Source organism: Runella sp., assembly GCF_027484545.1.
Classification (GTDB): Bacteria; Bacteroidota; Bacteroidia; order Cytophagales; family Spirosomataceae; genus Runella.
In genome coordinates this window covers 1-16,211 of sequence record NZ_JAIXST010000290.1, presented here as the reverse complement: position 1 = coordinate 16,211, position 16,211 = coordinate 1, and the positions used below count along the sequence as shown (strand labels likewise).

Genomic DNA, 16,211 nt, shown 5'->3' with positions numbered 1-16,211 from the left:
GATTAATAACGCCATCAAGACCTTGAAACGAGGAGCCTACGGGTTCCGAAACTTTGAGCAATTTCGAGAGCGCATACTCGTCAATTTCCTCCAACCACTATAATGCCTGATGAACCATAAAATTGAATAATGCCGAACACCTCAAACGCTGGCAATGGGAAAACTTACAGGTGCGCCAATTCAAACTCAGTATGAAAGGTCTGGAAATTGGTCAGTATCAGCAGGCGGGAGCGATGTTTTTGAACGAAGGCAAGAATATCGTCATTACGTTTTTGGCCGCTACGGCGGTGGTCAACGGGCAGCTTACCCTGGGAGCAATGATGGCTTTGCAATACATTGTAGGTCAGATGAACAGCCCGGTGGAACAGCTAATCCAGTTTGTACAGCACTGGCAGGACGCCAAGATAAGTTTGGAGCGATTGAATGAGATACATGAAGTGGAAGATGAGAGCAGCCCCCTAATCGAATCGTCGAACCGCCCCAATAGGGGAACAACTGTTATTCCCCCTCCGGGGGTTAGGGGACTTGGTATTCACAATCTTTCTTTCACTTACCCCGGCGCGGGAAATGAGCCGGTATTGAAAAACATTAATCTGCATATTCCCGCCGGGAAAATCACGGCGATTGTAGGAACAAGCGGCAGCGGCAAAACGACACTTTTGAAGTTGCTGTTGCGGTTTTATGACTTGCCCACAAGCCCCCTCCCTCATGGAGAAATTTATTTAGGTAATACAAAATTGTCTGCCATACCCCATCGCCAATGGCGCAGCCAATGCGGTACCGTTTTGCAGGATGGGTTTATTTTTTCGGATACCATCGCCAATAACATTGCCGTAGGCGACGAAGTGCCCAATGTTCAGAAACTCCTTTATGCTGTAAAAGTGGCAAACATTCAGGAATTTATTGAATCGCTGCCTTTGGGCTACAATACCAAAATAGGCACCGAAGGCAATGGCATCAGCCAAGGGCAACGACAGCGCCTGCTGATAGCCCGAGCGGTGTATAAAGACCCTTATTTTTTGTTTTTTGACGAAGCCACCAACGCCCTTGACGCTAATAATGAGCGCGTTATTATGGAAAACTTAGAAGAGTTTTTTAAGAGTGGTTCAACAGGACGCCGAACCGTTGTGGTGGTAGCGCACCGATTAAGCACCGTCAAAAATGCCGATCAAATTGTGGTAATGGAAAGGGGAGAAATTGTAGAAACAGGAACTCATTCTGAACTCACAAGGCAAGAAGGTAAGTATTACGAATTGGTTAAGAATCAGTTGGAATTAGGAAATTAATCATGCCAAATCATAACGAAACGATTCATCTGCGCAGCAGTGAAGTAGATGAAATTTTGAGTCAGCCGCCTTCGTGGTTGGTACGTTGGGGGATTACCGTTTTTTTCTTTGTTCTTTTGGTTTTAGTGTTTGTGGGTTGGTTTGTGAAATACCCTGATTTGGTCAAAGGCTCTCTGCGCATTGTGGGAGATGATTTTCCTAAATCAGCCAATGCCAAATCTGACGGCAAATTAGTGAAGCTGTTTACAAAAGAGGGAGATAACGTCCGGAAGGCTCAGCAGTTAGCTTATTTGGAAAGTACTGCCAACCCGGACGAAGTATTGGCGGTAGCAGGAATGGTAGATTCATTGGTAAAATGCATTCAGCGTGACGATTTGGCTAACCTGTATCAATTGCCGATTCCTTTCTATTTCCAATTGGGAGAACTTCAAAAATCATTTCAAGCGTTTCAGGACATGTATACCCGTTCCAGTGCATTGCTGAAAGGAGGCACTTTTGACCAAAAACAAGCCGCTTTACAAAACGACCTCGCCCAACTTAAAATCCTTGAAGACAATCTTCATACGCAAATTATCAACCACAAAGGTGATTTAGAGTTGGCAGAAACCGACCTGCAAATGAATCGGAGTTTACAGAAAGAAAAAGTTGTGGCTGATGTGGAGGTACGCCGTTCTCAAAGTATCTTTATTGCTAAAAAACAGGTGGTTGACCAAGCACAAACCGCCTTTAACAACAACGGAATGGCGCAGAACCAAAAACGGCAGGAGCTGTTGGAGTTAGCAAAAACGCGTATTGAGCAAAAAAATAGCCTTTTTCAAGCTATCAATACCCTTAAAAGCGACATTGAAGCGTGGAAACAACGGTTTGTAGTGATTGCCCCCGTAAGCGGCAAAGTCGCCTTTTTAGCCCCTTTGCAGGAAGGGCAAACCGTAAAAACAGGACAGGAACTGTTTTATGTATTGCCCCAAAATTCGGGTTTCCACGGTGAAATGTATTTGGGGCAGTACAATTTTGGGAAAGTGCAACGAGGCCAGGAAGTCATCGTAAAACTGCCCGGCTATCCGTTTCAGGAATTTGGGTCGGTCCGGGGGGAAATAACCGCCATTTCTGAATTACCCCAAGACAGCCTTTATGTACTCAAAGTTACTTTTCCGCAAGGACTTGTTACCTCTTCCAAGCGCACCATTCTCTTTCGTAACGGCATGAGCGCCACCGGAGAAATCGTAACCGAAGATTTACGACTGATTGAACGACTTTTTTACGATTTTCGGCGAATGTTGAAAAGGTAAAAAGGTTCCGTTTCTCAATCAAACCCAATCGTAATCTCCACCACTTTCGGATTGATTTTTTGCATGGCCGGATTGGAGGATAAAAACGGCCCTTCGCCCATTACATTGTCAGCGATAGCGCCAAGTTTGTCATCTTCGATGTTGTAATAAAATCGAACTACGAGATTCTCCACTTCGTTTTTACCGGCGAGTTTTCCACGCTGCCAATCGGTCGCAAAGCCGCCATAGTCGCACCCAAAGCCTGCAATTTTGAACGGCTTACCATTTATTTTTTCCACTTCCTTCAGGGTCATTCCCATCATGATTCCACTGTCTACCAGCCACTGACTTGGCTTTCCTTGGGCCGAACGAATCATCACGCTCGCGGGCTTTGCGTAGTTGATAGTATCCTTCCACAAAATTTGAGCTTCTTCGGGAGTGCCTTTAAAAACAGTGGTACCTTTTTCGTAAAAACCTTCGCCGATGTAAACCGAATCCCGCACTACATTTTCTGCCCCTAACAGTTGTTTCAACGAAGCCTCGATGCTGTTGGCTTTCACAGTTCCTGCCTGTATGCCTGGAATACAATAAAAATTATTGGGAGCAGTAGAGTCAGTAGCGGCTGTGGCTGTCGAATCTTGGATGCCGGCCGCATTTTTATCACTTTTGGAGCCGCAAGCCCAGATTAAATAAAGGAAAAAGACGAGAAGGAAAAATGACTTCATGAAAGAAAAAAGGGTTAGATAAGGGATTAACGCAAAGTTACAGCAATTAAAGCGCCCTTTGCAATCCGGGTGCAAGCACATAGAGAGGCCGTTAGATAAACTTATTGGGGATTCCGGTTGTTTAAACTTAACTTTGTATCATAAAAAATCATAATTCGCTCATTTTGACTCCTTTCATGGCAGCAATAAATTGCTCATTTTGTGGCAGACGGAAAAACGAAGTCCAGCTACTGCTTTCGGGTATTGATGCCCACATTTGTAACTTCTGTATTGAGCAAGGCTACGGCGTAGTTCAGGAGGAATTGTATCCCAAAAAGAAGAAAGAAAAATCTTCCGCTCCCAAATTCAATCTCATCAAACCCCTTGAGATCAAGCGCTATCTCGACCAATATGTGATAGGACAGGATGAAGCAAAAAAAACGCTTTCGGTGGCGGTTTATAATCACTACAAGCGCCTCATGCAGCCTAAATCGAACGATGATGTACATATTGAAAAAACCAATATCATCATGGTGGGTGAAACGGGCACGGGTAAAACCTATCTGGCACGTACCATTGCCAAGTTGTTGCAAGTTCCTTTCTGCATTGCCGATGCTACCGTAGTTACCGAGGCGGGATACGTGGGAGAAGACGTAGAAACGATTTTGACACGTCTGCTGCAAGCCGCCGATTACAACGCCGAAGCGGCCGAGCGAGGCATTGTATTCATTGATGAAATTGATAAAATTGCCCGTAAAAGCGACAATCCATCCATCACCCGGGACGTAAGCGGTGAAGGTGTTCAGCAAGCGCTTCTGAAACTATTGGAAGGTTCCGTTGTAAATGTACCGCCACAGGGGGGACGCAAGCATCCCGACCAAAAATTGATTCCGCTCAATACCGAAAATATATTATTTATCTGCGGTGGTGCTTTTGACGGCATAGACCGTCACATTGCCAAACGTATCAATTCCCGCCCGATTGGCTTTACCAATGACCGTCGTTTGGGCGAAATTTTTGACAAAGGCAATCTATTGCGTTACATCGCCCCGCAGGACTTAAAATCATTTGGGTTAATTCCTGAATTGATAGGCCGCCTTCCGGCATTGACATATCTTAATCCGTTGGACGGCGATGCCTTACGCCAAATTTTGACCGAACCTAAAAATGCCCTTTCCAAGCAGTATCAAAAACTGTTTAATATGGAAGGCATTAAATTGAAGTTTGACGATGATGTATTCGAATACATTGTAGAACAGGCATTGATGTACAAACTTGGTGCGCGTGGTTTACGCTCTATCTGCGAAGCCATCATGACCGACGCCATGTTTGATTTGCCTTCCATGAAAGAAGTAACTGAATTTACACTTACCCTCGACTACGCCCGCGAGAAATTTGAGCGTTCTTCGCTCTTTGTCTTGAAGTCAGTGGCATAGAATTTTTAGCGTATTTCTTACCGACGAATAGCCCATGAAAGTAAAATTCGTGGGCTATTGTCTTATCTAACCATTACTGAAAGTATGAAAACAATTGTTCTTGTTCACGGTCACGGCGTGGATGCCTCTATTTGGGAAGAATTAAAAAATCAATTGTCTGGAGAATATCAGGTACTGACACCTGATATTTCAACGGAGACCGGCTGCAACAGCATTGAAGAATACGCCGATAGCCTCTATCAATGGCTTCAGGAAAGCGGAATTACCCAATGCGTACTGATTGGTCATTCGATGGGAGGGTACTTAACGTTAGCCTTTGCAGAAAAATACCCTGATGCATTACACGGATTTGGCCTGTTTCACTCTACTGCCTACGCAGATGATGATGCCAAACGAGAACAACGCAAAAAAACGTTGGTATTCATGGAGACTCACGGAGCGGCTGCCTTTATTAAGCAATCAGCCCCTACTATGTATGCCGAGAGTTTTGCGAAAGCACATCCGGATGTAATTAAGAATCACATTGAGAAATATTCACAACTTCCTACCCAAGCAGTCATTGCGGGTTTTAAGGCCATCATGAACCGCCCCGACCGCACACAGGTGCTACAAAATGCCGCTGTTCCTGTGCTGTTTATTTTTGGTCAGGAAGACAAGTTGATTTCGTTTGAAAAAAACATTGGTCTTTCGGAATTGCCCAAGGATGCTCACACGCTTGTATTGGCTGGAAGCGGTCACATGGGGATGGTGGAAGACAGCGAAGCAACGGCAAAAGCAATTCGGGAGTTTATGGAAGTTGTATAAACAGTTGCACTAATACAAGTATTCTTCTTCATGGAAACAACCGTTAAACGGCAATTTTCGAGCAAAATCGCTTTGGTTTTTATTGCCTCTGTGCTGCTTTTTGGAAGCTGCCGAAAAGAAGCCGAGCCAGAATACAGCGTACCCGAAGAAGTAGAACCTTACGTACAGGCGTTTGTCAACGAAGCCAAAGCAAGAGGTTTGGAAATGAAGATTGACAATTTGATTGTAGAATTTGCCCAGCCCGACGGTGATTTTATTTGTGGAATGTGTACAAGCCCCACAAATCATCAAAAACATATCATTATTGGAATTCAAAAATTTTGTTGGAAAGATGCTTCCCCCCAAATGCGGGAAGCATTGGTCTTTCACGAATTAGGGCATTGCTATTTGGCCCGTTTTCACACCACCAAAAAGTTCCCTGACGGTACCTACGCCAGCCTTATGAACCCCGACGATACGGAAGTCTATTCCATTTGTCAGTATCCTATCAACGGGGCTACTGATTGCGACAAACGTCCCCGTCGGCAGTATTATATTGACGAGCTTTTCAACGAAAATACACCTGCTCCCTCTTGGGCTAAGTAACCCACCGTTTGTCATTCTGAAAGAATCTGCGGAACTTTGAAAAGCGTTTCCGACTTCTTTACATAGAACTCGGATTCCACGGATACCCTTCTGCGCGGGCCTCCACGAATTTTACCTACTAAACAACATGCTCTCGAACGAAACTCTATTTTTTGGTGCATTCACGATTTTTGTCATTTTCGTAATGCTGATTGACCTCGGCGTATTTACCAAGCAAAAAAGCCACATTGTTAGTTTTAAAGAAGCAGGAATTTGGAGTGCAGTGTGGGTGGCTTTGTCCATTACATTTTATTTCTTCCTTAAAAAGTACGGCTATTTGGTTCACGATGTCTCGGATATGGCTCATTTACAGACCATAGTGGAAAAATATGCTCAGCACGTAAAACTGATTCCTACTGATTTCGAAGCCAGTTTACAGATTTTTCAAAACAACATGGCCCTCGAATACATCACGGGTTATTTGGTTGAATATTCGCTCTCTGCCGACAATATCTTTGTCTTTATTTTGATTTTCAGCTCCTTTGGGGTTCATGAGAAGTTCTACAAAAAAGTGTTGATTTGGGGAATTTCGGGCGCGGTCATACTTCGTTTTATCTTCATTTTTGTTGGAGCAGCCCTGCTTCAAAAATTCGATTGGATTATTTACATTTTCGGTGCGTTCTTGGTCTATACGGGTATCAAAATATTGTTTCAGAAAGAAGAAGATGAACAAATTGATCCTAATAACCATTTTGCCGTAAAATTTGCTTCCAAGTATTTCAACGTCTATCGTCGGAATGTGGTTGACCACTTTTTTATCTATCACAAGCGGTATAAAAAATGGTACATCACTCCCATTTTTGTCGTAGTTATCGTAATTGCCTTTACTGATTTGATTTTTGCCGTTGATTCTATTCCTGCGATTTTCTCCATTACCAAAGACCCCTATATCGTCTTTTTCTCCAACGTTTTTGCCATTATGGGACTACGTTCGATGTTTTTCTTCCTGTCTAGTATCATGGACAAGTTCCATTATTTGAAACCCGGACTGGGCATTTTGCTTTCATTTATCGGCCTTAAAATGTTAGCACACCCCTACTTAGAAGCATGGGGTTTCAAAACCATTTACTCGCTTTACATCATCATCGGGATTTTGGCCGTGGCCGTTCTTGCGTCTTTATTGTTTCCTAAAAAAGAAGAACCTGTTAAAGTTTCCGCAAAATGATTTATCACATTGTCTTTCCTGACTATTGGGCAAAGTTTGAAGGTGCTTCTGAGTACTTCAGCGAAACATTTGAGGTAGAAAAATTCATTCACTGCAGCCGCAAAGAGCAACTTGCGGGGGTTTTGGAACGGTTTTTCGCAGGAGTAAATGACCTGCTCATCGTAGAAATTGACGAATCAAAACTCACCTCCCCTTTACTGTACGAAGCCGTCCCCGACAGCGAAAAAACTTTTCCTCATATTTTTGGACCTATAAATAGGGCAGCGATTGGGAGGATTGGGAACGTTAACGGATTTTACGAATGATTTAGTTTTCTTATTCTTTAGGGTGGAATGCTTAAGGCCTGTTTTTGGGAAAGCTTACCTCTAAGCATTCGATTTTTCCTTTTAGCTTTTCGGTTGATTTTTCCAGTTTAGACTTTGCTCTTACGATTTCATTCTTCTGCCAATCCTTACCCGCAAAAAACTGCGGTAACTAACGTAGTGAGGGCAAGAGCGATTGCTGCGATCTAAAGAGAAAATTTACTACAACACCATTACAAACGTAGTTCCCCTTCCTACCTCAGACGAGACCGTCAGCGAGCCGCCGTGTTGCTGTAAGATTTGACGGGAAAGACTAAGACCTATACCAGAGCCTGTTTTTTTGGTGGTATAAAAAGGAATAAAAATTCGCTCCAAGGCTTCCGGTTCAATCCCCGAGCCATTGTCAACTATTTCGATATACACCCGTTGATTCATATCTGAATACCCACGAATACTGATGGAAGGATGGGAATGTCCCTGCAACGCTTCGATGGCATTTTTGATTAGGTTGATAAGCACTTGCTCTATTTGGTCGGCGTCCGCAGTAATAATGAGAGTATCCGGCAAAATAGTGACGGTGGTAACAATAAACGCTTCCTGCAAACTTTTTTGAAACAGTTGAAGAACGCCGTTGAGCAGTTCTTTGGCAGGCATTTCTACAAAAACTGGTTTAGGTAATGTAGTAAAATCGCGATACGCATTAACGAATTGAATAATACCTGCACTGCGTTTTTCTAATGTTTGAAGTGCTTCCTTTAAATCCTGTAATCCTTCATTTTCGGGAATTTCGGGAGCGATATCCAACTGCACAATTTCTTTCATCGTCCCCACCAACGACAATATCGGCGTAAGTGAGTTCATGATTTCGTGCCGCAAAACCCGCGTAAGGTTTTGCCAAGCTTCAATTTCTTTTTGCTGTAATTCTGACTGAATGTTTTGAAGTACCACAATCCGTAACACTTTCCCGCGCAACTGTATCTGCGTGGCCTGTACCGATAAGGATTCGTCATCGGAGGTTTGGTACAACTGACGGACCCCCGTACGAAGCGTGGCAATCAGCGTAAACAACTGTGGATGCGGTTCATGCAAATCTTCCAACTGCCGTAACCGATAGATACCCAACATTTTGAGTGCGGCACTATTGACAAGTTCTACGCGCCCGTCACTGCCAAAACTGATAAGCCCCGTACTAATTTGCTGAACAATGGTATTGAGGTATTGCAAATTGGCCTCTTTTTCGGCCCGAGCCACGCGAAAAGCTTCCAACACTTCATTGAATTGTTGATTGATTTCGCGGAAGCTCTCCCCCATTTTATCATCGGAGCGAAATTTAACCGCAAAATCTGAATACCTGACCGACTCAAAAAAGCGGGCCAATTTACGATTGACGTTGGTCACATAATGGTATAACTGCAACGTAGCAATGCCACTTAACAGCCCCAACAGACTGACCATGGTCCATTGTTGTTTTTCGCCAAAATAAACCGCCGCGCCGACACAAATCACCAGCCACCCAACGCGCCACAGTACTCCAATTGAGAAATGCTTCATAGCTCGTATTTTTCCATGCGCCGATAAAGTGCCTGCCGTGAAAGTCCCAACTCCCGAGCTACTTCGGTGATATTGCCGTTGTATTTTTTCATTGCCTTCACAATCAACTGTTTTTCCATTTCTTCTAACTGATACGTTTCCGTAAACTGCGATGTTTCCGTAAACGCATTTTGGAAGAAATCTTCGGGTTGTAACGTATTTTGTTGCGTCAAAATCACGGCTCTCTCTACTGCACTTCTCAATTCCCGCACATTACCCGGCCAATTGTAGCGTTGCAGCTGCTTGATTAAAGCCGCACTGAGTGTAGTAACAACGCGCTTGTATTGATGACGGTATTGTTTCAGAAACAACTCTGCCAAAGGCACAATGTCTTCGGGCCGCTCGCGTAAAGGAGGAAGCCGGAGTTCGATTGTATTGATACGATACAACAAATCCTGCCGAAAGGTACGCTCGGCCACCATTTGTCCGATGGGTTGATTGGTCGCGCAAATAATGCGTACATCAACCAAACGGGGTTTGTTGGAGCCTACACGCGTCACAGTTCTATTTTGCAAAACAGTAAGCAATTTCGCCTGCATTTGGAGTGATAAGTTGCCAATTTCGTCCAAAAACAAGGTACCTCCGTGGGCTTCTTCAAAACGTCCCGCACGGTCTTCCTTAGCATCGGTAAAAGCACCCTTAACGTGTCCGAACAACTCACTTTCAAACAAGCTTTCAGGCACTGCCCCTAAATCCACAATGACAAAAGGTTTATCCAAACGATTGGATTTTTGGTGAATAAGTTGTGCCAAATCGCTTTTTCCCGTTCCATTTTCTCCTAAAACCAATATCGTAGCATCTGTCGCGGCTACTCGTTCGACCGTGTCATAGAGTTGTTGCATTACAGGACTTGAAGCCAAAAAATTGGGTTGGGATACCGCTCCTTTAGTCACTGTTTTAGGACCTGTGGCTGCCGGTTGGCCTCCTGCCTGTACTTTTCCATCAGCTCTTTTTTGAACAGCAGCCTGCATAGTCGCCAGGAGTTTTTCGTTTTCCCAAGGTTTCAGGACAAAGTCCATGGCTCCCGATTTCATGGCTCGAACGGCCATTTCTACGTCTCCGTACGCTGTAAAAAGTACGACTACTGCCAAAGGGTCTATGTCCAGAATACGATCCAGCCAGTCAAAACCTTCTTTGCCGCTAATGACATCACGGGTGAAGTTCATATCGAGCAAAATGGCGTCATAATTGCCATTGGTCACTAAAAAAGGAATGCGTTGTGGTTTTTTTTCGATGTCCACCTGACTAAAATGACGTTTGAGCATTAACTTGGCGGCACTCAAGACGTCTACATCGTCGTCAACGATTAAAATTTTGGCTGTCTGCATTTGAAATAATTGTGAATGAGCGAATTAGAGAATTTTACAAATAAAGGTTCTTTTTCTCAATAATTTACTTTACCCAATAAGAGTGCCAAAATACAAAATATCTCATTATCAACCTTTAAGCAAAAAGGCACTTTTTAATCTTGTCCAAACCCGTACAACCTATGTCCGAAAACGGACAATTTCAAAATTTTATCACCACAACAAATAGTTAATAACCAACAACTTACGTTCCCGGCACGGGTATTGAAAGAATACTGTTCAGAACTCATACAGCCATAAAAACAAGGACTTAGAAATTTAGTTTAGATTAGAGAAGCATGGGCCAGACAAGGCGTTGTTGTTAACAGCCATTTTGTTTAAAAATTTTTAAAATCAATTGGATCAAATTAATCAATCATGGAAGTTAGAAATCCTCTCATCGGCCAACCCACAAGCAGTAATGCTCAAGGCTCAATGGATCGTGTACGTAAAAAGAAATTTTGGAACACCCAACGCATTGCCATTTTTGGCGGAGGAGGCGCACTGTTAGCCTTTATTGTTTATCAATTATTTTTTTCGGACAAACGCTCAAAACTGAATGTAGAAGCTGAAAAGCTGACAGTATCAGCCGTTACAACCGGTTCTTTTGATGAGTTCATTGTAGTCACCGGCGTTGTACAACCTCTGAAAACCATCCGTCTTGATGCTATCGTGGGTGGATACGTGAAAGAAAAAATTGTGGAAGGCGGCAGCATGGTAAGTCAGGGACAGGTATTGCTCAAACTTGAAAATCAAAACTTAAAACTGAACTTTTTACAGTCAGAAACAGAAGCCAGTCGACTGGTAAACGACCTTCAAAATACGCGTCAACAGTTAAGAGTCCAACGGTTTACGATTCGCCGGACCCTCAATGAACTTGATTTCAGAATTGACCAAGCCAAAGACATTTACGACCGAAATCAAAAACTGTTTAAAGACAAAGTGGTTCCTGAGTCCGAATATTTGAAATCAAAACGTGACTACGAACTTTTGGTGAAACAACGAGAAATCGAAACCGAATCTCAAACGTATCAGGAAGAAAACGCCAAAATGCAAATCACGCAATTGGAAGGTACACTTACCCGTACGCAAAAAAACGTAGAGCTTTGGCGTCAAACTCTTGACAATTTGGTAGTAAAAGCTCCCGTAGGCGGTATGCTTTCTTCGATTGACGTGGAAGTTGGTTCCAACATCAGCCAAGGTCAAAATATTGGTCAAATCGATGACCTGAATGGCTTCAAAATGCGAGTAGCGGTTGATGAACACTATATTTCACGCATTTTCGCCGGACTAAAAGGTAGTTTTGATTTTAATGGCAAAGAAAATGCGCTGGAAATCACTCGCATTTATCCTGAAGTTCGTAATGGGCGCTTTGAGGTAGATATGCGTTTTTCCAACGGTGCTCCCGAAGGTATCAAACGCGGACAATCTACCCCTATTCGTCTGGAATTAGGAAAAGCTGAGAAAGCAACCCTCTTACCGGTGGGCGGATTCTTCTCCGATACCGGAGGTAACTGGGTCTATGTATTGGACAACAGCGGCAAGAGAGCTATTAAGCGTAATATCACACTTGGGCGTAAAAACCCTGAGTTTTATGAAGTCTTAGAAGGTCTTCAAACCGGAGAAAAAGTGATTACAAGTTCTTATGCCAACTTTGGAGATAAGGAAGTATTGGAAATGAAATAGCCCCCATCGGGGCGGTCCGCCGCTGCGGCTTAAACAGCCGATTATTTCGAGGAAAACACATAAACCAAAAAACGCTTCCCCTTGCGTTCCCTCATCGGGGGTTAGGGGGCTAACAATGATAAAAACAACCAACCTTCAAAAAATCTTCACTACTGAAGAAGTTGAAACAACAGCCCTGAATGGTATTGATGTACAAGTTAACGATGGAGAATTTGTTGCCATCATGGGACCTTCAGGTTGTGGAAAATCTACTTTGCTCAATATCCTGGGTTTGTTGGATAACCCTTCCGAAGGCAGTTATGATTTTCACGGCACAGAAGTCGCTCAATTATCGGAACGTCAGCGCGCTCAGTTGCGCAAGGGAAATATCGGCTTTGTATTTCAGAGCTTTAACCTGATTGATGAACTGACAGTGTATGAAAATGTTGAATTGCCTTTATTATATTTAAAAATACCGGCTGCCCAACGCAAAGAAAGCGTTGAAGCTGTGCTGACCCGCATGAATATCATGCACCGTCGCAATCACTTCCCTCAACAACTATCGGGTGGACAGCAGCAACGTACCGCTATTGCGCGTGCGGTGGTAGCCAAACCCAAATTAATTTTGGCCGATGAGCCTACGGGTAACCTTGACTCCGCCAACGGTGAAGAAGTAATGAAACTCCTTACCCAACTCAACGATGAGGGTACGAGCATCATCATGGTAACTCACTCGCCCTATGACGCAGGTTTTGCCCATCGTATCATCAATTTATTTGACGGCAAGGTCGTGACCGAAAAAGTACGCGTATAAGTACATTTCATCATAAAACAGCGTATGTAAAGGCATAGGACAGCGTTCCTCTGCCTTCTCCATTATACCCAAAATCCATGCAGCCATGATAAGAAACTACTTCAAAATTGCCGTTTTCACGATAGGCCATTAAGCCATGCGTACTGCTTTGATGAATCCTGTGACAAGTTTGAGATTAGAGTAAAATCTATTATTTAAACACCTCAGCCAGGCTGATTTCAATATTCAGATTAGCGTCTTTAAGCATCTCTATGTTATGAAAAAACGAGTAATTAAAGGGATTGTCATACACTAAAATTGCCTGTAAATCGGGAACAACAATCCAGCATGATTTTACGCCAAAATAAAAGTAAGGCTCTAATTTACTAACTATGTCTTTGGTGCTTTGCGAAGGCGATTGGATTTCGATTGTTAATAAAGGAGCATCGGTTCGACGTGAAGGGTCGTTTTTATAGTCCAACTCGCTCATTGGGTACAAAACCAAATCGGGGGTACTGCCATCGGGCTTTGTATCTAAAGTAACTTCGCTCGCAATACGGTATTGGTTTGGATATTTTATTGCAAGTTGAACTATCAAATTAGCTTGAATAGCTCCATGAATTAAAGTAGGCATAGGTTTTTTTCGTTCGATTTCGTATTGCGAAAGCTCTTTGAGTGGCAATACGGTTTCAGCTGATAATTCCATAATGATTGATTTTTTACCAAATATACAAAAACCCATACAGCTATGCTACGTAACTACCTTAAAATTGCCCTGAGAAACCTGCTCAAAAACAAGGTTTACAGTTTTATCAACATCACTGGTTTAGCTTTAGGAATGGCCTGCAGCCTTATGATTATGCTCTGGGTGCAGGACGAGGTAGCCATGGATGCCTTTCATACCAACGGCGCTCGGCTGTACCGCGTGATGGAAAATCAGTACTATTCGGGTAAAATAGAAACGTATTCTTCTACGCCGGGAGTTTTAGCCGAAAACATTGTGAAGGACATACCAGAAATCGAAAAAGCAAGTCAATTTTTGTGGGAAGAGGAACCGCTTTTTACCGTGGGCAATAACTTTGACAAAGAAAAAGGGCGCTATGTACAGGGTGATTTCCTGACGATGTTTAGCTTTACTCTTGAAAGAGGAGATGCTAAAACGGCACTTAAACGTCCGGACGGGATTGTCCTTTCTAAAAAATTAGCCAATAAATATTTCCCCAGCCAAGACCCGTTGGGAAAAACGATTCGGATTGACGGGAAAGAGGATGTGATGGTAACGGGAGTTTTGAAAGAAGTTTCTGAGCATTCTTCCGTCAAATTCGATTTTTTGATGAGCTTTGACCGTTGGCTGAAAAACAACAATTGGGCCAAAGAATGGGGAAACAACGGGCCGCGTTGCTACGTACTGCTTTCCAAAAATGCTTCTTTAGCCAAAGTAAACGCCAAAATTAAAGGCTACATCAAGTCCAAAAACAAAGACAGCAACGTAGAGTTGTTTCTGCAATCTTTTCCCGAATCTTACCTGTACTCTAACTGGGATTCGGGAAAACAAAACGGCGGACGGATTGAATACGTCACCATTTTTTCGATTATCGCGATTGTCATTTTGGCCATTGCCTGTATTAATTTCATGAATTTAGCCACGGCTCGGTCGGTCAAACGCGCCAAGGAAGTGGGCGTGCGTAAGGTAGTAGGAGCAGCCAAATCAATTTTAATGGGTCAATTTATCGGAGAAGCCATTTTGATTGCCTTTTTTGCTTTATTACTTTCTCTTTTAATTGTCTTTTTATTACTGCCCACTTTTAACACCCTTACCGAAAAACAACTGAACCTTAACTTTGCTGACCCTACCTTCCTGCTGGTGCTTGTCGCATTTACGCTCATCACTGGATTGGTTGCGGGTAGTTATCCCGCCTTGTTTATGTCATCACTAAATCCGGTGGTAGTGCTAAAAGGGGCGTTGAAGTTCAAACCCAGTGCTACTTATTTCCGCAAAGGGCTGGTTGTGTTTCAATTTTGTCTCTCAATTATTCTGATTGTGGGCATGATTATCGTATATCGGCAGATTGAATACATTCAAACCAAAAACATTGGGTTCGACCGCGAAAATCTGATTTACTTGCCATTAGAAGGCGATTTAGCCAAAAGTTTTGCCACGTTTAAGCAGGAATTACAAAATCAACCGGGGATTAAATCGGTTACCTGTTCCCAATCAACTCCACTTGAAGTAGGCTCTTCAACGCAGGGAGTGAGGTGGCCCGGAAAAGATACAACACAACTGTTGCTGTTCGCTAACAATGCCATTTCTTACGATTACATCAAAACGATGGGCATAAAACTCATTGACGGCAGAGATTTCAGTCCCGAATACGGTACCGACACGACTAATTATCTCATCAATGAAGCCAGTGCCAAGAAAATAGGTTACAAAGACCCAGTCGGCAAAGAGTTGACGATGTGGGGCCGTAAAGGGACTATCATAGGTTTGATGAAAGATTTTCACTACAATACTCTTCACGCTGCCATTGAACCGCTGATTTTACGATTACAACCCAAAACCGAGAGTTGGGGCGTCGTGATTGTCCGTACAGAACCCGGGCAAACCCCCAAGGCCATAACGAGTACGGAGAAAGTTTTTAAGAGATTTAACTCCAATTTTCCCTTTAAATATTTGTTTGCCGACCAAGAATATGCTAACCAGTACAAAAGCGAAAACATAGTTAGCAAGCTCTCCAATTATTTTGCCTTTTTAGCCATTTTTATCTCGTGTTTAGGACTTTTCGGCTTGGCTGCTTTTACGGCGGAGCAACGAACCAAAGAAATCGGCGTACGCAAAGTACTCGGAGCCACTATCCTCAATCTGGTAGGAATGCTGTCGGTTGATTTTATTAAATTGGTACTGATAGCTACTTTTATCGCTTTTCCGGTGGCATGGTATTTTTTGAAAAATTGGCTTGAAAAATACGCGTACCGTATTGAAATACAATGGTGGTATTTTGCCTTAGCCGCCATTGCCGCTGTCGTTATCGCTTTGCTTACGGTGAGCTATCAGGCCATTCGAGCGTCGTTGATGAATCCGGTAAAATCATTAAAAACGGAATAATAAATTCTTAGATTCAAGGAGTAAATGCAACTTTTAAAGAGGGCAAGAGAAGTAATATTTTTGAGAAAGAAGGGGTATCCCCCTTCTCCCCAAGGATAAATTACGTATAATTGCCTTCCGTC

General features: G+C 43.2%; 14 protein-coding genes and 1 pseudogene. 11 read left to right on the top strand and 4 right to left on the bottom strand.

Going from position 1 to position 16,211, the window contains the following annotated elements:
- Position 1 precedes the first annotated feature (1 nt).
- The 3 genes and pseudogenes from Q0081_RS32015 to Q0081_RS26175 all read left to right on the top strand — a co-directional run bounded on the left by Q0081_RS32015 (position 2) and on the right by Q0081_RS26175 (position 2,575).
- The gene (locus Q0081_RS32015; RefSeq protein ID WP_409034083.1) at positions 2 to 103 is read left to right on the top strand and encodes a transposase; all 102 of its coding nucleotides are present in this window, start codon (positions 2 to 4) and stop codon (positions 101 to 103) included.
- A gap of 13 nt (positions 104 to 116) precedes the next feature.
- A pseudogene (locus Q0081_RS26180) lies at positions 117 to 1,286 on the top strand (peptidase domain-containing ABC transporter); the annotation flags it as partial.
- Between the two features lie 2 nt (positions 1,287 to 1,288).
- Entirely contained in the window at positions 1,289 to 2,575 is a 1,287-nt protein-coding gene (locus tag Q0081_RS26175) for an HlyD family secretion protein (RefSeq protein WP_298360631.1), read from the top strand.
- A gap of 14 nt (positions 2,576 to 2,589) precedes the next feature.
- Here Q0081_RS26175 and Q0081_RS26170 read toward each other — a convergent pair whose 3' ends face one another.
- Positions 2,590 to 3,279 (bottom strand): hypothetical protein, encoded by a 690-nt coding sequence (locus Q0081_RS26170; RefSeq protein WP_298360630.1) that lies wholly within the window; start codon positions 3,277 to 3,279, stop codon positions 2,590 to 2,592.
- 176 nt (positions 3,280 to 3,455) lie between these two features.
- On the opposite strand from Q0081_RS26170, the gene clpX reads away from it, so the two are divergent.
- The 5 genes from clpX to Q0081_RS26145 all read left to right on the top strand — a co-directional run bounded on the left by clpX (position 3,456) and on the right by Q0081_RS26145 (position 7,592).
- Positions 3,456 to 4,694 (top strand): ATP-dependent Clp protease ATP-binding subunit ClpX, encoded by a 1,239-nt coding sequence (gene clpX / locus Q0081_RS26165; RefSeq protein ID WP_298360629.1) that lies wholly within the window; start codon positions 3,456 to 3,458, stop codon positions 4,692 to 4,694.
- A gap of 84 nt (positions 4,695 to 4,778) precedes the next feature.
- Positions 4,779 to 5,498: an alpha/beta fold hydrolase gene (locus Q0081_RS26160; RefSeq protein WP_298360628.1), complete on the top strand. Its 720-nt coding sequence runs from the start codon at positions 4,779 to 4,781 to the stop codon at positions 5,496 to 5,498.
- Between the two features lie 30 nt (positions 5,499 to 5,528).
- The gene (locus Q0081_RS26155) at positions 5,529 to 6,083 is read left to right on the top strand and encodes a putative metallopeptidase (protein WP_298360627.1); all 555 of its coding nucleotides are present in this window, start codon (positions 5,529 to 5,531) and stop codon (positions 6,081 to 6,083) included.
- Between the two features lie 127 nt (positions 6,084 to 6,210).
- Positions 6,211 to 7,287, top strand: a complete 1,077-nt coding sequence (locus tag Q0081_RS26150; RefSeq protein ID WP_298360626.1) for a TerC/Alx family metal homeostasis membrane protein — start codon at positions 6,211 to 6,213, stop codon at positions 7,285 to 7,287.
- Positions 7,284 to 7,592 (top strand): DUF952 domain-containing protein, encoded by a 309-nt coding sequence (locus tag Q0081_RS26145; RefSeq protein WP_298360625.1) that lies wholly within the window; start codon positions 7,284 to 7,286, stop codon positions 7,590 to 7,592. The genes Q0081_RS26150 and Q0081_RS26145 overlap by 4 nt, the downstream gene beginning before the upstream one ends.
- 219 nt (positions 7,593 to 7,811) lie before the next feature.
- Here Q0081_RS26145 and Q0081_RS26140 read toward each other — a convergent pair whose 3' ends face one another.
- On the bottom strand, positions 7,812 to 9,140 hold the full coding sequence (locus tag Q0081_RS26140) for a PAS domain-containing sensor histidine kinase (protein ID WP_298360623.1): 1,329 nt from the start codon (positions 9,138 to 9,140) through the stop codon (positions 7,812 to 7,814).
- A complete protein-coding gene (locus Q0081_RS26135) occupies positions 9,137 to 10,507 on the bottom strand; it encodes a sigma-54 dependent transcriptional regulator (RefSeq protein WP_298360621.1) in 1,371 nt (456 codons plus the stop codon). Before Q0081_RS26135 ends, Q0081_RS26140 begins: the two co-directional genes overlap by 4 nt.
- Positions 10,508 to 10,960: 453 nt before the next feature.
- Here Q0081_RS26135 and Q0081_RS26130 point away from each other — a divergent pair, with 453 nt between their 5' ends.
- Both Q0081_RS26130 and Q0081_RS26125 read left to right on the top strand, forming a co-directional pair.
- Positions 10,961 to 12,211 carry an efflux RND transporter periplasmic adaptor subunit gene (locus tag Q0081_RS26130; RefSeq protein ID WP_298360632.1) on the top strand — a complete coding sequence of 417 codons (1,251 nt, stop codon included), beginning with the start codon at positions 10,961 to 10,963 and terminating at the stop codon, positions 12,209 to 12,211.
- 115 nt (positions 12,212 to 12,326) lie between these two features.
- Positions 12,327 to 13,004 (top strand): ABC transporter ATP-binding protein, encoded by a 678-nt coding sequence (locus Q0081_RS26125; protein WP_298360619.1) that lies wholly within the window; start codon positions 12,327 to 12,329, stop codon positions 13,002 to 13,004.
- Positions 13,005 to 13,194: 190 nt separating this feature from the next.
- Here the strand turns inward: Q0081_RS26125 and Q0081_RS26120 are convergent, their stop codons facing one another.
- Positions 13,195 to 13,689 carry a Uma2 family endonuclease gene (locus tag Q0081_RS26120; protein WP_298360616.1) on the bottom strand — a complete coding sequence of 165 codons (495 nt, stop codon included), beginning with the start codon at positions 13,687 to 13,689 and terminating at the stop codon, positions 13,195 to 13,197.
- 42 nt (positions 13,690 to 13,731) lie between these two features.
- Here Q0081_RS26120 and Q0081_RS26115 point away from each other — a divergent pair, with 42 nt between their 5' ends.
- Positions 13,732 to 16,089, top strand: a complete 2,358-nt coding sequence (locus tag Q0081_RS26115) for an ABC transporter permease (RefSeq protein ID WP_298360613.1) — start codon at positions 13,732 to 13,734, stop codon at positions 16,087 to 16,089.
- Positions 16,090 to 16,211: the final 122 nt, after the last annotated feature.